The organism is Halomonas sp. DN3 (genome assembly GCF_024137905.1).
In the GTDB taxonomy this organism is placed as follows: domain Bacteria; phylum Pseudomonadota; class Gammaproteobacteria; order Pseudomonadales; family Halomonadaceae; genus Halomonas; species Halomonas litopenaei.
Map to the genome: position 1 here is coordinate 3919452 of NZ_CP099965.1, position 17141 is coordinate 3936592.

General features: G+C 64.4%; 10 protein-coding genes. 2 read left to right on the forward strand and 8 right to left on the reverse strand.

Annotated elements, in window-relative coordinates:
• Positions 1–133 precede the first annotated feature (133 nt).
• The 3 genes from recA to NKF27_RS16870 form a co-directional block, all read right to left on the reverse strand.
• A complete protein-coding gene (gene recA / locus NKF27_RS16860) occupies positions 134–1204 on the reverse strand; it encodes a recombinase RecA (protein ID WP_045991129.1) in 1071 nt (356 codons plus the stop codon).
• A 293-nt stretch (positions 1205–1497) separates the two neighbouring features.
• Positions 1498–1998 (reverse strand): CinA family protein, encoded by a 501-nt coding sequence (locus NKF27_RS16865; RefSeq protein WP_253553526.1) that lies wholly within the window; start codon positions 1996–1998, stop codon positions 1498–1500.
• 190 nt (positions 1999–2188) lie between these two features.
• Positions 2189–2347 carry a YqaE/Pmp3 family membrane protein gene (locus NKF27_RS16870; RefSeq protein WP_045991131.1) on the reverse strand — a complete coding sequence of 53 codons (159 nt, stop codon included), beginning with the start codon at positions 2345–2347 and terminating at the stop codon, positions 2189–2191.
• A gap of 351 nt (positions 2348–2698) precedes the next feature.
• On the opposite strand from NKF27_RS16870, the gene mutS reads away from it, so the two are divergent.
• Positions 2699–5290, forward strand: a complete 2592-nt coding sequence (mutS, locus tag NKF27_RS16875) for a DNA mismatch repair protein MutS (protein ID WP_253556498.1) — start codon at positions 2699–2701, stop codon at positions 5288–5290.
• 252 nt (positions 5291–5542) lie between these two features.
• A complete protein-coding gene (gene fdxA / locus NKF27_RS16880) occupies positions 5543–5866 on the forward strand; it encodes a ferredoxin FdxA (RefSeq protein ID WP_045991132.1) in 324 nt (107 codons plus the stop codon).
• A 758-nt stretch (positions 5867–6624) separates the two neighbouring features.
• Here the strand turns inward: fdxA and eno are convergent.
• The 5 genes from eno to gltB all read right to left on the reverse strand — a co-directional run bounded on the left by eno (position 6625) and on the right by gltB (position 16609).
• On the reverse strand, positions 6625–7920 hold the full coding sequence (gene eno, locus NKF27_RS16885; protein ID WP_253553529.1) for a phosphopyruvate hydratase: 1296 nt from the start codon (positions 7918–7920) through the stop codon (positions 6625–6627).
• 103 nt (positions 7921–8023) lie between these two features.
• Entirely contained in the window at positions 8024–8875 is an 852-nt protein-coding gene (kdsA, locus tag NKF27_RS16890) for a 3-deoxy-8-phosphooctulonate synthase (protein WP_108449773.1), read from the reverse strand.
• A 5-nt stretch (positions 8876–8880) separates the two neighbouring features.
• The gene (locus tag NKF27_RS16895) at positions 8881–10536 is read right to left on the reverse strand and encodes a CTP synthase (RefSeq protein WP_045991135.1); all 1656 of its coding nucleotides are present in this window, start codon (positions 10534–10536) and stop codon (positions 8881–8883) included.
• 174 nt (positions 10537–10710) lie between these two features.
• On the reverse strand, positions 10711–12129 hold the full coding sequence (locus NKF27_RS16900; protein ID WP_045991136.1) for an FAD-dependent oxidoreductase: 1419 nt from the start codon (positions 12127–12129) through the stop codon (positions 10711–10713).
• A 34-nt stretch (positions 12130–12163) separates the two neighbouring features.
• Positions 12164–16609, reverse strand: coding sequence for a glutamate synthase large subunit (gltB, locus tag NKF27_RS16905; protein ID WP_253553532.1), 4446 nt, complete (start codon positions 16607–16609; stop codon positions 12164–12166).
• Positions 16610–17141: the final 532 nt, after the last annotated feature.

A 17141-nucleotide genomic window follows, 5' to 3' on the forward strand; every position in this document is an offset into this window, starting at 1 on the left:
TTGGCACGGGACGGCGAGCACCGACGGCGCGAGCCCGCCTCACAAACGCCTCGGGCCCCTGTCGAGGGGCCCGAGGAAAGTCGTACGTTGCGACGTCACAGGCCGGCGTGCCGGCCTGCCGCGAGTCGACCTGCTACAGCAGATCGTCGCCAAGGTCGTCGCCAGCGGGCGCCGCGGCTTCCGCTTCCTTCTCGCTCTTCTTCGGCTCCGGCTGGGTCAGCAGCTGGGCACGAATCTGGGACTCGATCTCTTCCATGATGGCCGGGTTGTCCTCGAGGAACTGGGCGGCGTTGGCCTTGCCCTGGCCGATCTTGTTGCCCTGATAGCTGTACCAGGCGCCGGCCTTGTCCACCAGCTTGCACTGAACACCCAGGTCCACCACCTCGCCGGCGTGGTAGATGCCCTTGCCGTAGAGGATCTGGAATTCGGCCTGACGGAAGGGCGGCGCCACCTTGTTCTTGACCACCTTGACCCGGGTCTCGTTGCCGGTGACCTCGTCGCCCTGCTTGACCGAGCCGGTACGACGGATATCCAGACGCACGCTCGAGTAGAACTTCAGGGCGTTACCGCCGGTGGTGGTCTCGGGGCTACCGAACATCACCCCGATCTTCATGCGGATCTGGTTGATGAACACCACCATGCAGTTGGCGTTCTTGATATTGCCGGTGATCTTGCGCAGCGCCTGGGACATCAGTCGGGCCTGCAGGCCGACGTGGGAGTCGCCCATCTCGCCTTCGATCTCGGCTCTGGGCGTCAGCGCCGCCACCGAGTCGATGATGATCACGTCGACGCCACCGGAACGCACCAGCATGTCGCAGATTTCCAGCGCCTGCTCACCGGTATCCGGCTGCGACACCAGCAGATCATCCAGATTGACGCCGAGCTTTTCGGCGTAGCTGGGATCGAGGGCATGCTCGGCGTCGATAAAGGCGCAGGTCTTGCCGTCCTTCTGGGCCTGGGCGATCACCGACAGTGTCAGGGTGGTCTTGCCCGAGGACTCCGGACCAAAGATCTCCACCACTCGACCATAGGGCAGACCGCCGATGCCAAGTGCGATATCGAGACCCAACGAGCCGGTGGATACCGACGGCATCACCACCCTGGGAGCGTCTCCCAGACGCATCACCGTACCCTTGCCGAACTGGCGATCGATCTGGGAAAGGGCGGCGTCCAGCGCCTTGCTGCGGTTCTGATCCTGCGCCATTACGGAGCTCCTGTAGACAATGGATCGGGGTCGAGCGCCTTGCCCGAGTCCCCATCGGGCCCTGCGCCGGACCCTGGCAATTACTGTATGACTGAACAGTAGTATGACGAAATTTGCGGACGACGACCAGCCCTTCGAGGTGACGAATCGAGCGCATAGGGCAAATCAATAGTGGATGAGGGGTTGATCGCTGCACCGCCACAGCCGCGGGGCCGGAACGCTTGCGCTCCACGCCCGGCGCACGGCGCTGGACGCTACGCCCGCGGCCACCTCAAGGGCACCGCCTGCTAGGCTCAGGTCAGGCTCTCGAGCCGCCGGATCAGGCCTTCGAGCGCATGGACCACGGCGGCCTGGCGAACCTCATCGCGACCGCCGGCGAAGCGCTGCCGATCGGCCTCGAGCCGCCCGTCGACGGCGAAGGCAAACCACACCGTACCGACAGGCTTTTCAGCGCTGCCGCCATCCGGACCGGCGACGCCACTGACCGAGACGCCAAGTCGGGCACCGCTGTCGCGACAAGCACCCTCTACCATCGCCTCCACCACCGGCTGACTGACGGCGCCATGGGCGTCCAGGGTCTCGATGGGCACCCCCAGCAGCCGCTGCTTGGCGGCGTTGGAGTAGGTCACGTAGCCGGTCTCGAAGTAGCGTGAACTGCCGGCGATATCGGTAATGGCAGCGGCCACGCCGCCACCGGTACAGGACTCGGCGGCGGTCACCGAGACCCCACGCTCGACACACAACTCACCCAGCCGAATCGCCAGGCGACGAACACGATCGTTTGCATTTGTCATCGCAGGCCCGTCTCTTGTGGTGAAAACAGGGTGTCACGATACGACATCACGACAACAATGACAGGCTCGTCGTCGCCTCGGAAACGTCTTGCCACGACAACCGCGACAACAAGCCGACAGGTACAGCGCCCACCAACGCATCGCGGCGACCGAGGTCGCCGCGACAGTGATACCCGTCATCCAGGCAGGTTCAGCGCTTGGCAATGATCCAGATGGCGTGAACGATACCGGGAATATAGCCCAGCAGGGTCAGCAGGATATTGAGCCAGAAGTGCAGACCAAAGCCCACCTGCAGGAAGACGCCCAGCGGGGGCAGCAGGATCGCGAGAATAATGCGTACAACATCCATATGACAGCTCCTTTGAATAGTCCGTAAAGACAGTTCCTTGTGGACGACTCCTTGAGAGAGTCCCGCAAGGGAAGAGAGTTCCTTGAAAATCGCTCCGCACTCACCAGAAAAGGCGTCGACCGATCACCCACAAGGGTAGACGGACACCCTCTGGCCCCACAAATGCTGCATCGTGGATACATCATGCTGACACGCCTGGCCCCCGGGAAGAAAGCCCGAGACGGATCTCGGCACAGCGGTACAGGCGCGCCCTGCGCCCATGCTATCCTTGACGCCTTTCGCCAGCGTCCCTCGCGATGCCGGCCCGCCGCCGACGACTCATCAACATCGCTTCGAGATCCCATGAACGACATGGCCAAGCCCAGCGCCCCCAGCCATACGCCGATGATGACCCAGTACCTGCGGATCAAGCGCGAGCACCCCGAGGTGCTGCTGTTCTACCGCATGGGGGACTTCTACGAGCTGTTCTACGAGGACGCCAAGCGCGCCGCCGCGGCCCTCGACATTACCCTGACCCAGCGCGGGCAGTCCGCCGGCAAGCCGATTCCCATGGCCGGCATTCCCTATCACAGCGCCGAGGGCTACCTGGCACGCCTGGTCAGCGCCGGCGAGTCGGTGGCGATCTGTGAACAGATCGGCGACCCGGCCACCTCCAAGGGACCGGTGGAGCGCAAGGTGGTGCGTATCGTCACCCCCGGCACCCTCCATGACGAAGCCCTGCTCGACGCCCGCCGCGATAACCTGCTGGTGGCGATCGCGCCCCAGGGCGAGCGCATCGGGCTGGCCTGGCTCGAGGTCTCCAGCGGCCGCTTCAGCGTGCTCGAGGTGGAAAGCGAGGCAGAGATGCTGTCGGAATTGACCCGCCTGGACCCGGCGGAGCTGCTGGTACCGGAAAGTACCGAGCTGCCGCCGGCGCTTGGCGAACGCCGGGGCCTGCGGCGTCAGAGCGACTGGCTGTTCGACCACGAGAGCGCCCATCGGGTGCTGTGTGACCAGTTCGGCGTGCAGGACCTCAAGGGGTTCGGCTGCGCCCACCTGCACGCGGCGATCATCGCCGCCGGGGTACTGGTGGACTACGCCAGAGACACCCAGCGCAGCGCCCTGCCCCATGTCACCGCCATCGGCGTCGAGAGTCGCGACGACACCGTGGTCATCGACGCTGCCAGCCGGCGCAACCTGGAGATCGACACCAACCTTGGCGGGGGCGGCGACAACACCCTGGCCAGCGTGCTCGACACCACCACCACCGCCATGGGCTCACGCCTGCTCAAGCGCTGGCTCAATCGACCGCTGCGTGATCGCGAGCAGGTCATGGGACGCCAGGCGGCTATCAGCCTGCTGCTCGACCATGACGGCCATGAGCCGCTGCGCGACGACCTCAAGGCGATCGGTGACGTCGAACGCATTCTGGCCCGGGTGGCCCTCAACAGTGCCCGCCCGCGGGACCTGGCACGGCTCCGCGACGCCCTCAACGCCCTGCCGGCACTCGAGGCGAGCCTTGCCGGCTACGCCGACGGCACCACGCTCGACAGCCTGCGTCAGCACATTCGCCCCTTCCCGGAGCTGGCCGAACTGCTGACCCGAGCCCTGGTCGACAATCCCCCCGTGGTGATCCGCGACGGCGGCGTCATCGCCGAAGGCTTCGACGACGAGCTCGACGAGCACCGGGGTCTGGCCGAACACGCCGGCGCCTACCTGGTGAAGCTCGAGACCCGCGAACGCTCGCGCACCGGGCTTGCCGGGCTCAAGGTCGGCTACAACAGGGTTCACGGCTACTACATCGAGATCCCCCGTGCCCAGGCCAAGGAGGCCCCAGCCGACTATATTCGCCGCCAGACGCTGAAGAACGCCGAACGCTTCATCATCCCGGAGCTCAAGGAATTCGAGGACAAGGCGCTGTCGGCCAAGTCCCGCGCCCTGGCCAGGGAAAAACTGCTGTACGACGGCCTGCTCGACAGTCTCAACGCCGAACTTGCCAGGCTCCAGGCGACGGCCAGGGCGCTGGCCGCACTCGACGTACTGTGCACCCTGGCGGAGCGTGCCCGGGCGCTGGACTTCGTCCGCCCGACGCTGTCAGAGACCCCCGGCTTCGATATCCGCGGTGGTCGCCATCCGGTGGTCGAACAGGTCAGCGACGGCCCCTTCGTGCCCAACGACCTGCGCATGGACGACGATCGCCGCATGCTGGTGATCACCGGCCCCAACATGGGCGGCAAGTCGACCTACATGCGCCAGGCCGCCCTGATCACCCTGCTCGCCCACAGCGGCAGCTTTGTGCCCGCCGACAGCGCCACCATCGGCCCGGTGGATCGCATCTTCACCCGCATCGGCTCCAGCGATGACCTGGCCGGCGGGCGCTCCACCTTCATGGTGGAGATGACCGAAACCGCCAATATCCTGCACAACGCCACCGACCACAGCCTGGTGCTGATGGACGAGATCGGCCGGGGCACCAGCACCTTCGACGGCCTGTCACTGGCCTGGGCCAGCGCCGAACACCTGACCCGTACCCGCGCCTTTACCCTGTTCGCCACCCACTACTTCGAGATGACGGCGCTGGCCACAGAGGCGCCGGCGGTGACCAACGTCCACCTGACCGCCGCCGAACACAATGATGGCATCGTCTTCATGCACCGGGTCGAGGACGGCCCCGCGAGCCAGAGCTATGGCCTGCAGGTGGCCCAGTTGGCCGGTGTGCCCCAGACCGTCATCGCCGAGGCACGGACCAAGCTCGCCGCGCTGGAGCAGCAGGAGATCGATCACGGCCGCAAGAGCGCCGATCCTGACAGTGGCAACCGGCACCATCAGGCCGCCCCACAGCAGGCAGACCTGTTCGCCAGCACCCCCCACCCGCTGGTGGAAGAGCTCGGCGGCCTGGCGGTCGACGACCTCAGTCCACGCCAGGCGCTGGAACTGCTCTACCGCTGGAAGTCGGCACTATGACGCCCCTGTGGGCCATACTCTTGCCCGATGGCGGCGCGAGGACTAGAATGTGGCACCCAAGGACCGTAGATTATAAAAAAGCCATTTTTATATAACATATAGGCTTAAGAGGCGCCGGCATATCGCGCCGGACGCGAAGGTTGCATGGCCTGCATGGGCGCCACGCCGCACGCACGTCACCAACGACCCGGGCGAAAGCCACCACTGTACAGAGAGGCCGGCAAGGCGCTGGCCCGAGGAAGGGAGACTGGCATGACATTCGTCGTCACCGAAAACTGCATCAAGTGCAAGTACACCGACTGTGTCGAGGTCTGCCCGGTGGACTGCTTCTACGAAGGCCCCAATTTCCTGGTGATTCACCCCGACGAATGCATCGACTGCGCCCTGTGCGAGCCGGAATGCCCGGCCGAGGCGATCTACTCGGAGGATGAACTGCCCGAGGGCCAGGAACAGTTCCTGGAGATCAATACCGAGCTGGCGGAGGTGTGGCCCAACATCACCGAGAAGAAGGATCCGCCGGAAGACGCCGAGCAGTGGGACGGCAAGCCGGGCAAGCTGGAAAAGCTCGAGCGCTGAGCACCGCGCCAGGCAGCACCTGAACAAACGCGACAGCCGCCTTATCCGGGCGGCTGTCGCGTTTGTGTAAAGCAAATCTTGAAGAAGGGTTCCGGCCCACTCGCCCCCGGACAAGCATCGACCGGCCCGGACTTCTGCCCGACATCGGCGCAGGAAGGACGTGGCGCAATGGCCTTTCGAAGCAGGTGCCCGACAGGCAGGCATAAAAAAAGGCGGCCCGTAGGCCGCCCGCTCCAAGCGTTTCCTTGGGCGGCTCCCTCCGCCCTACTCCCTGAGCGCCCTCCGTGCCCAGAAGCGACTTCCTGTCGCACCAGGCGCGCTCTTGACTCCTGAACGCATCCCGAAAACACCTACCTGAACCGTAGAGTGGCAAGTCCGGCCCATCCGGGTGTCAACCACCGAGGACATCCATGCCCCTTCACTGCCGACGTCGACTCCACCTCCTTGCGGAAACGATGCCGAAACAATGAAGTTTCCGTGGGACAGACGGGCGGCTTGCCGCCGCGAAGCCTGACCTCTCGATTCGTGTGGCCATTCTGTCAGTTTCTGGGGTCATCACAAGCACCCTACTTTTCTCACCCATGACGCAGACCGAGAGGGCCTGGTGAAAAAAGTCTCAAAAAATCAAGGCGATAAAAAAGGCCCGCAACACGGTTGCGAGCCTTTTCGGCGTCAAAATAGTCAATGTCTTACAAGAACTGTAGTCAATCTCTTACAAGACGCGTCGACACTAGCACCATCGGTGCCTTGCCAAGGGCCTACGCCTGCCCCTTGATGGCGGAGCGACCCGGATAGCTCGCACGCTCACCCAGATCCTGCTCGATGACCAGCAGACGGTTGTACTTGGCCACACGATCGCTGCGGCACAGAGAGCCGGTCTTGATCTGACCGGCACAGGTGCCCACGGCCAGGTCGGCGATGGTGGTGTCCTCGGTCTCACCGCTGCGGTGGGAGATGACCGCAGTGAAGCCGGCGTCCTGAGCCATGCGAATGGCATCGAGGGTCTCGGACAGGGAGCCGATCTGATTGAACTTGATCAGGATGGAGTTGCCGATGGACTCGTCGATGCCGCGCTTGAGAATGCGGGTGTTGGTCACGAACAGGTCGTCACCCACCAGCTGCACGCGATCGCCGAGCTTGGCGGTCAGCGACTTCCAGCCGTCCCAGTCGGACTCGTCCAGACCATCCTCGATGGACACGATCGGGTACTCGTCGCTGAGACCCACCAGGTAGTCACCGAAACCCTCGGCGTCGAAGCTCTTGTCCTCGCCGGCCAGCAGGTACTGCCCGTCCTTGTAGAACTCGCTGGCGGCGCAGTCCAGCGCCAGGGTGACGTCCTTGCCGAGCGCGTAGCCGGCGTCTTCGACGGCCTGCTTGATGACCGCCAGCGCCTCGGCGTTGGAGGCCAGGTTGGGGGCGAAGCCGCCCTCGTCACCGACGGCGGTGGCCAGACCACGCGCCGACAGCACCTTCTTCAGCGCATGGAAGATCTCGGCGCCGACGCGCAGCCCTTCGCGGAAGCTCGGTGCGCCGACCGGCTGGACCATGAACTCCTGGATGTCGACGTTGTTGTCGGCGTGCTCGCCCCCGTTGAGGATGTTCATCATCGGCACCGGCATCAGGTACTTGCCCGGCTGGCCGTAGAGCTCGGCGATGTGCGCGTAGAGCGGCATGCCCTTGGCGTTGGCGGCGGCCTTGGCCGCGGCCAGGGAGACCGCCAGGATGGCATTGGCGCCCAGGTTTTCCTTGTTGTCGGTGCCGTCGAGCTCGAGCATGGCATCATCCAGCCCGCGCTGATCGCGTGCGTCCATACCCAGCAGACGCTCACGGATCTTGCCGTTGGCCGCGTCCACCGCCTTCAGCACGCCCTTGCCGAGGTAGCGGCTCTTGTCACCATCACGCAGCTCCAGCGCCTCGCGAGAGCCGGTGGAGGCGCCGCTCGGTGCGCAGGCGACACCGATCGCGCCACTTTCCAGGCGGACTTCCGCCTGCACGGTGGGGTTGCCGCGAGAGTCCAGCACCTCGAGGGCACGAATATCGACGATCTTGGTCATCTTGAGGATCCTTGTGGGTGAAAAACTCGTGTCAGCGTTGTCGATCCGCCCGGGTGACACCATAGGCCCCAGGGCCAGAACACACGATCCAACGGAGGTAGCGTCAGCGTATCTCGATCGACGGTAGTTTTTTTACTACGTCATCCAGCGCCTTGATCTGCGACAGGAAAGGCTCGAGCTTATCAAGCGGGAGTGCACAGGGGCCGTCGCATTTTGCTGAATCGGGATCGGGGTGAGCTTCCAGGAACAACCCGGCGATGCCTACCGCCACCCCGGCCCTGGCCAGGTCCAGCACCTGGGCGCGGCGGCCATCGGCGCTGTCACTGCGCCCGCCCGGGCGCTGCAGCGAGTGGGTCACGTCGAACAGCAGCGGGAAGCCGGTGTCCTTCATCTCGCCGAAGCCGAGCATGTCCACCACCAAGTTGTTGTAGCCGAAGCTCGAGCCGCGCTCGCACAGCAGCAGCCGCTCGTTGCCGGCTTCCTGGAACTTGGTGATGATGTGGCGCATCTCGTGGGGGGCCAGGAACTGCGGTTTCTTGATGTTGACCACCGCACCGGTCTCGGCCATCGCCACCACCAGGTCGGTCTGGCGAGCCAGAAACGCCGGCAGCTGGATGACATCGGCCACCTCGGCCGCCGGTGCCGCCTGGTGCGGTTCGTGGACATCGGTGATCACCGGCACCCCGAAGCGCGACTTGACCTCATCGAGGATCGCGAGCCCCTTGTCCAGGCCAGGGCCCCGGTAAGAATGCACCGAGCTGCGGTTGGCCTTGTCGAAGCTGGCCTTGAACACATAGGGGATGTCGAGCTTGCCGGTCACCTCGACGTAAGCCTCGGCGACCTCGAGGGCCAGCTCACGAGATTCGAGCACGTTCATCCCTGCAAACAGCACCAGAGGCAATGAATTGCCGGCCCTCAGGCCGGCAAATTCGATGGTACGCTGGGCGTCTGACATGGCGATCACTCCTGATGCGCGGACTGGGCGCGGGTGCGCTTGGCCTTGTGACCCAGGGCCGCGTTGACGAAGCCGGTGAACAGCGGGTGGCCATCACGCGGCGTCGAGGTGAACTCCGGGTGGAACTGACAGGCCACGTACCAAGGGTGGTCCGGCAGCTCGACCATTTCCACCAGGGAGTTGTCGACGCTGCGTCCGGAGACCACCAGGCCTGCCTTTTCCAGGTCCTCGATGAACTGGTTGTTGACCTCGAAGCGATGACGATGACGCTCGACGATGATGTCGTCACCGTAGGCCTCGCGGGCCTTGGACCCCTTGGCCAGACGGCACTCCTGGCCACCCAGACGCATGGTACCGCCCAGATCGGAGGCCTCGTCACGCACCTCGATCTTGCCCTCGGGGTTGAGCCATTCGGTGATCAGGCCCACCACCGGGTGCTGGGTGTCGTGGGTGAACTCGGTGGAGTCGGCATCGTTCCAGCCGGCCACATGGCGCGCGTACTCGATCACCGCCACCTGCATGCCCAGGCAGATGCCCAGGTAGGGAATGTCGTTCTCGCGGGCGAAACGCGCGGTGGCAATCTTGCCTTCCACACCGCGCTCACCGAAGCCGCCGGGCACCAGGATGGCGTCCTTGCCGGCCAGCCGGTCGGTGCCGTGACGCTCGATGTCCTCGGAGTCGATGTAGTCGACGTTGACCTTCACGCGGGTCTGGATGCCGGCGTGGATCAGCGCCTCGTTCAGAGACTTGTAGGCGTCCAGCAGCTCCATGTACTTGCCGACCATGGCGATGTTCACCGACTTGAGCGGGTTGAGCTTGGCGTCGAGCACCTTGACCCACTCGCTGAGGTCGGCCTCGTCGGCCTCGAGGCGCAGCTTGTCGCAGACGATGTCATCGAGCCCATGCTCGTGCAGCATCAGCGGAATCCGATAGATGGTATCGGCGTCCTGCAGCGGTACCACCGCGCGTTCTTCCACGTTGGTGAACAGCGCGATCTTGCGACGCTCGGTCTCTTCCAGCTCGACCTCGCTGCGGCAGATCAGGATATCCGGCTGGATACCGATGGAGCGCAGCTCCTTGACCGAGTGCTGAGTCGGCTTGGTCTTGGTCTCGCCGGCGGTCTGGATGTAGGGCACCAGCGTCAGGTGCATGAAGATGGCGTTGCTGGCGCCCTTCTCGCTGCGAATCTGACGGATGGACTCGAGGAACGGCAGCGACTCGATGTCACCCACGGTGCCACCGATCTCCACCAGTGCCACGTCGAAGCCCTCGCCACCTTCGTAGACACGACGCTTGATCTCGTCGGTGATGTGCGGGATGACCTGTACCGTGCCGCCCAGGTAGTCGCCACGACGCTCCTTGCGCAGCACGTGCTCGTAGACCCGGCCAGTGGTGAAGTTGTTGGACTGGGTCATCTTGGTGCGGATGAAGCGCTCATAGTGGCCCAGGTCCAGGTCGGTCTCGGCGCCATCCTCGGTGACGAACACCTCGCCGTGCTGGAAGGGACTCATGGTGCCCGGATCCACGTTGATGTACGGGTCGAGCTTGAGCATGGTGACCTTGAGGCCGCGAGCCTCGAGAATCGCCGCCAGCGAGGCCGACGCAATGCCCTTGCCAAGAGAGGACACAACGCCGCCGGTCACGAAGATATATCGTGTCATGGAGAACCTGTCGAAACGTGATCGGTAGGCCCGGCAGGAAGCCGCGCCAGGATGGGACGACAGACTAGCAGATATCGACTAACGGCTCAATTTGCACAACAGGAAGTCATCCTGGAGAAACCGCCCCGCCCCTCCGCCATGGTTCTCACGCGGGGGACGGGGCTCGGCAGAGCCTCAGATGTCGAGGTAGTCGAGGATGCCCTCGCCGGCCTGGCGACCTTCGTAGACCGCGGTCACCACCAGATCGGAGCCGCGCACCATGTCGCCACCGGCAAAGATCTTCTCGTTGGTGGTCTGGAAGGCGAAGCTGCCATGCTCAGGCGCCTTGACCCGGCCACGCTCATCGACCTCGATGCCCACCGACTCGAACCAGGGCGCCGGGCTCGGCTGGAAGCCGAAGGCGATGACCACGGCGTCGGCGGGGATGATCTCCTCGGAGCCCGGTACCACCTCGGGACGGCGACGGCCGTTCTCGTCGGCTTCGCCCAGGCGGGTACGCACCACCTTGACGCCTTCGACCCGCTCTTCACCGACCACCGCCACCGGCTGACGGTTGAACAGGAAGTCCACGCCCTCCTCACGGGCGTTGGCCACCTCGCGCCGGGAGCCCGGCATGTTCTCTTCGTCACGGCGGTAGGCGCAGGTCACCTCACGGGCGCCCTGGCGAATGGCGGTACGGTTGCAGTCCATGGCGGTATCGCCACCACCCAGCACCACTACACGCTGACCTTCCAGCGAGACGAAGTCCTCGGGGTTCTTCTCGAAGCCCAGGCGGTGGTTGACGTTGGCGATCAGGTAGTCGAGCGCCTTGTGCACCCCGGGCAGGTCCTCGCCGGGGAAGCCACCTTCCATATAGGTATAGGTGCCCATGCCGAGGAACACTGCGTCGTACTTCGCCAACAGGTCCTCGAAGGCGACGTCCTTGCCCACCTCGACGTTGAGGCGGAACTCCACGCCCATCTCCTCGAACACCGCACGACGACGTTCCATCACCGTCTTCTCGAGCTTGAACTCAGGAATGCCGAAGGTCAGAAGGCCGCCGATCTCGGCGTACTTGTCGAAGACCACCGGCTTGACGCCGTTGCGCACCAGGATGTCGGCGCAGCCGAGGCCAGCGGGGCCCGCGCCGATGATCGCGACCTTCCTGTCGGTCCAGGTCACCTGACTCATGTCCGGGCGCCAGCCCATGGCGAAGGCGGTGTCGGTGATGTACTTCTCCACCGAACCGATGGTCACCGCGCCGAAACCGTCATTGAGGGTGCAGTCACCCTCGCACAGGCGGTCCTGGGGGCACACCCGGCCACACACTTCGGGCAGCGAGTTGGTGCGATGCGACATCTCCGCCGCCTCAAGGATGTTGCCCTCGCTGACCAGCTGCAGCCAGTTGGGAATGTAGTTGTGGACCGGACACTTCCACTCGCAGTACGGATTACCGCAGTGCAGGCAGCGATGCGCCTGGCTGGCCGCCTCCATGGGCTTGAACGGCTCGTAGATCTCGGCGAACTGGCGGGCGCGGGTGCGCGCCGCCTTCTTCTGCGGATCCTGACGACCGACGTCGATGAACTGAAAGTCGTTGTTCAAACGGTTTGCCATGATGTTCTCCTGCCTTGTTCGGGACGCCGTCGGGTTATTCGGGCTGACGCGTGGACTGGGCCAAGAGGCCATTCAGGCTCGCCGCCTTGGGCTTCACCAGCCAGAAGTGGCGGATGAAGTCGCTGAAGTCCTCGAGGATCGCCTGACCGCGCAATGACCCGGTCTCGGCCACATACTCCTCGATGGTTTCCCTGAGGTGTCTCCGATAGGCCTCCATGGCCTCGGTGTTGACCCGATGGATCTCCACCAGTTCGTGGTTGTAACGGTCGACGAAGCAGCGATCCTCGTCGAGCACGTAGGCGAAGCCGCCGGTCATGCCCGCACCGAAGTTGACGCCGGTCTCGCCGAGCACGCAGACGATGCCGCCGGTCATGTACTCGCAGCAGTGATCGCCCGAGCCTTCGATGACCGCGTGGGCGCCGGAGTTGCGCACGCCGAAGCGCTCGCCGGCGGTACCCGCGGCAAACAGCTTGCCGCCGGTGGCGCCGTACAGGCAGGTGTTGCCGATGATCGCCGTCTTGTGGCTCTCGAACTGACTATTCTTCGGCGGGGTGATGACGATCTTGCCACCGTTCATGCCCTTGCCGACATAGTCGTTGGCGTCACCTTCCAGGTACAGATTGAGTCCGCGGGCGTTCCACACCCCAAAGCTCTGACCGGCGACACCGGTGAAGCGCGCGGTCACCGACGCGTCGTCAAGACCCGCCTCGCCGTAACGCTTGGCGATGGCGCCGGAAGTCAGCGCACCCACCGAACGATCACAGTTGGTGATGGTGAAGGACACGTCGGCCCCGCCCTTGGACTCGATGGCGTCCTTGAGCGCCTCCAGCACCTCGAGGTTCTTGGCGCCCGGGTCATGCGGCACGTTACGGCTGACCTGGCAGTACTGCGGGGCATCTGCCGGCACATGGTCGTTGGCCAGCAACGGCGTCAGGTCAAGCTTGTGCTGCGAAGGCGTCAGCCCCTCGAACACCTCGAGCAGGTCGGTGCGCCCGATCAGGTCGGTGAGCTTGCGCACACCCACCAGCGCCATCAGTTCGCGCACTTCCTCGGCGATGAAGCGGAAGTAGTGCTTGACCATGTCGACGGTGCCACGGAAGTGCTCGTCGCGCAGGTACTGCATCTGGGTGGCGACACCGGTGGCGCAGTTGTTGAGGTGGCAGATGCGCAGGTACTTGCAGCCCAGCGCCACCATCGGTGCGGTACCGAAGCCGAAGCTCTCGGCGCCAAGAATCGCCGCCTTGATCACGTCCAGGCCGGTCTTCAGGCCGCCGTCGGTCTGCAGCCGGATCTTGTCGCGCAGGCCGTTGATGCGCAGCGCCTGATGCACCTCCGGTAGACCCAGCTCCCAGGGTGAACCGGCGTGCTTGATCGAGGTCAGCGGGCTCGCCGCGGTGCCGCCGTCGTAGCCGGACACCGTGATCAGGTCAGCGTAGGCCTTGGCCACGCCGGTGGCGATGGTGCCGATGCCGGGCTCGGAGACCAGCTTGACCGACACCTGGGCGTCGGGATTGACCTGCTTGAGGTCAAAGATCAGCTGGGCCAGATCCTCGATGGAGTAGATGTCGTGGTGCGGCGGCGGCGAGATCAGGGTCACCCCCGGCACCGAATAACGCAGCCGGGCGATCAACTCGTTGACCTTGCCACCGGGAAGCTGGCCGCCCTCGCCGGGCTTGGCGCCCTGGGCCACCTTGATCTGCAGCACCTCGGCGTTGACCAGATAGGCCGGGGTGACACCGAAGCGCCCGGAGGCGATCTGCTTGATCTTGGAGCTTCTGATGGTGCCGTAACGCGACGGATCCTCACCACCCTCACCGGAGTTGGAGCGCCCACCGGCCTCGTTCATGGCCTGGGCCAGGGCCTCGTGGGCCTCCGGCGACAGCGCACCCAGCGACATGCCGGCGCTATCGAAGCGTGGCAGCAGGTCCTCGACCGGTTCGACTTCCTCGAGCGGCAACGCCTCGGCGGCGGGCTTCAGCTTCAGCAGGTCACGGATGGTGGCGGGCGCGCGATCATTGACCAGCTGCGCAAACTTCTTCCACTTGGCGTAGTCGCCCTCCTGCACCGCCTCCTGCAACGCCTTGACCACATCGGGGTTGTAGGCGTGGTACTCGTGACCATGGACGTACTTCATCAGGCCGCCCTGGGAGATGCCCTTGCGCGGCTTCCAGGCGTCCTTGGCCAGCGCCACCTGAGTCAGCTGGATCTCGTTGAAGCCGGTGCCCTCGATGCGCGAGGCCATGCCGGTGAAGCAAAGATCCATCACCTCGGAGGACAGACCCACCGCCTCGAACAGCTGCGAACCACGGTAGGAGGCCAGGGTCGAGATGCCCATCTTGGACAGGATCTTGAACAGCCCCTTCTGCAGGCCCTTGCGGTAGTTCTCGCGGGCGTCCGCCGGATTGCCGGACAGCTCGCCAGTGCGGTGCATGTCGGCCATCACCTGATAGGCCAGCCACGGATAGACCGCGGTGGCGCCCACCCCGAACAGCACCGCCATCTGGTGGGCGTCACGGGCGTAGCCGGTCTCGACGATCAGGTTGACCCGCGGGCGCAGGGCCTTGCGACCGAGTTCGTTGTGGATCGCGCCCACCGCCAGCGCCGGATGGATCGGCACCTGCCCCTGGGGCAGGTCGGCGTCGGACAGCACCAGGATCACCTTGTTCTCGTGAACCGCCGCCTCGGCCTCGCGACACAGCTCGAGCAGCGCCGCCTTGAGCCCTGTCTGCTCCGGGTCATAGCCCAGCGACAGACGCTGGCTGGCAAAGGCCGGGTCGTCCTGGCCGACCAGAGCGGTAAACTTGCGCGGCGACAGGATCGGGGTCGTCAGCACGATGCGGTGGGCGTGCTCCGGGGTCGCCTTGAACACGTTGCGCTCGGCACCGATGCAGGTCTCCAGCGACATCACGATGGCTTCGCGCAGCGGATCGATGGCCGGGTTGGTGACCTGGGCGAACTTCTGACGGAAGTAGTCCGACAGCATCCGGTGCTTGCCGGAGAGCACCGCCATGGGGGTGTCGTCACCCATGGAGCCCACCGCTTCCTGGCCGCTTTCGCCCAGCGGACGCAGCACCTGGTCACGCTCCTCGAAGCTGACCTGGAACATCTTCTGCTGCACCTGAAGGGTGTCGGAGTCCATGTTCTTGAAGGCGGCGAGCTCGGTCAGCGCGGACTCCAGGAACTGAGCTTCCTGCTTGAGCCAGCGCTTGTAGGGATAGGCCGACTTCAGCCGCTCGTCGATGTCGCTGGTGTGCAGCACTTCGCCGGTCTCGGTGTCCACGGCGAGGACCTGACCGGGGCCGACACGACCCTTGGCCACCACATCCTCGGGCTTGTAGTCGTAGGTACCGATCTCGGAGGCCAGGGTGATGAAGCCGTTGCGGGTGATCACCCAGCGCGCCGGGCGCAGGCCGTTGCGGTCGAGCATGCACAGGGCCTGACGGCCATCGGTCATGACCACACCGGCGGGACCATCCCAGGGCTCCACGTGCATGGAGTTGTACTCATAGAAGGCACGCAGATCGCCGTCCATGATCTCTACGTTCTGCCAGGCCGGCGGCACCATCATGCGCACCGCCCGATGCAGCTCCATGCCGCCGGTCAGCAGCACCTCGAGCATGTTGTCCATGCTCGAGGAGTCGGAACCGGTGGTATTGACGATCTGGTCGAGGCTGGCGATGTCGGGCAGCCGCTCGGAGACGAAGTTCTCCTTGCGCGAGTTGGCCCAGCCACGGTTGGCCTCGATGGTGTTGATCTCGCCGTTGTGGGCCAGCAGGCGGAACGGCTGAGCCAGCGGCCAGCGCGGCGCGGTGTTGGTGGAGAAACGCTGGTGGAACACGCAGATGGCGGTTTCCAGGCGCTCGTCACCCAGGTCCTGATAGAAGGCCGGCAGATCCACCGGCATTACCAGTCCCTTGTAGGAGACGACGTCGCTGGACAGCGAGCTGACGTAGAAGTCCGGCTCGTCGATCAGCGCCTGCTCGGCCAGTCGGCGGGCCATGAACAGCGAGACGTCAAAGGCTTCCTCGGCGTCACCGGGCTCGACGAACAGTTGACGGATACGCGGCAGGCACTCCAGCGCCATCGGGCCGCACACGCTGGGGTCCACCGGCACCTCGCGCCAGCCGAGCACCTTGACACCACGCTCTGTCAGGCTCGCCTCGAGCACCTGGCGGGCGCGCTCCTCACGCTGGTCGTCGTCGGGCAGGAAGATCACGCCCACGGCATAGCTGTCGCCCAGTTCGATACCCAGGCTTTCCTTGGCGGCGTGGCGCATGAAGCCGTCGGGCATCTTCAACAGCAGGCCACAGCCGTCACCGGTCTTGCCGTCGGCAGCAATACCGCCACGGTGGGTCATGCAGGTCAGGGATTCGATGGCAGTACTGAGCAGTTCATGGCTAGCCTGCCCTTCCATGTGGGCGATCAGGCCAAACCCGCAGTTGTCACGGAACTCGCCGGGCTGGTGAAGACCTCTGTTCATGGGCGCGCCTCAGGTGAAAGGGTTGTAGTCACAGCATAATCGCGATATTATTATCGGTTTTTCTTTTGATTTTAAGCCCTTAAGGGCTTTCGCTAACTGCACGAAAAATGGGTACCCAGCATAGCCAGCCCCCCGCCCTCGCGCAATCTCCCCGCCGCGCACGCCCGATAAAAAAACACCGTAAATCTGATGCTTGCACCAAGGCTTCGAAAAAAAACCTTATCAGGTCAACGACTTGGAAGCCGTTTCCAGCAAGTCTTGCTGTACGCCTTTCGCCACTAGACTTTAGTCGCAAAAACTGTCGACACCCCATGCCGATCAGGCATACGACATACAGATCCACGCATGAGCGGCGCCTATTCCCCCTATCCCGAAGCCGTCGACAGCACCTCGTAGCGCACTCCGTGAAGCCCTGTTCGGCCAATACCTGTTCCGTCTCTAGCCGCCCCTTTCCACGCCAAAGCCACGCCAAAGCGACCCGTGCCAACCAAAGCCAACCTTGCCGCTCAGCGTGCCCCAGACACGACAACGC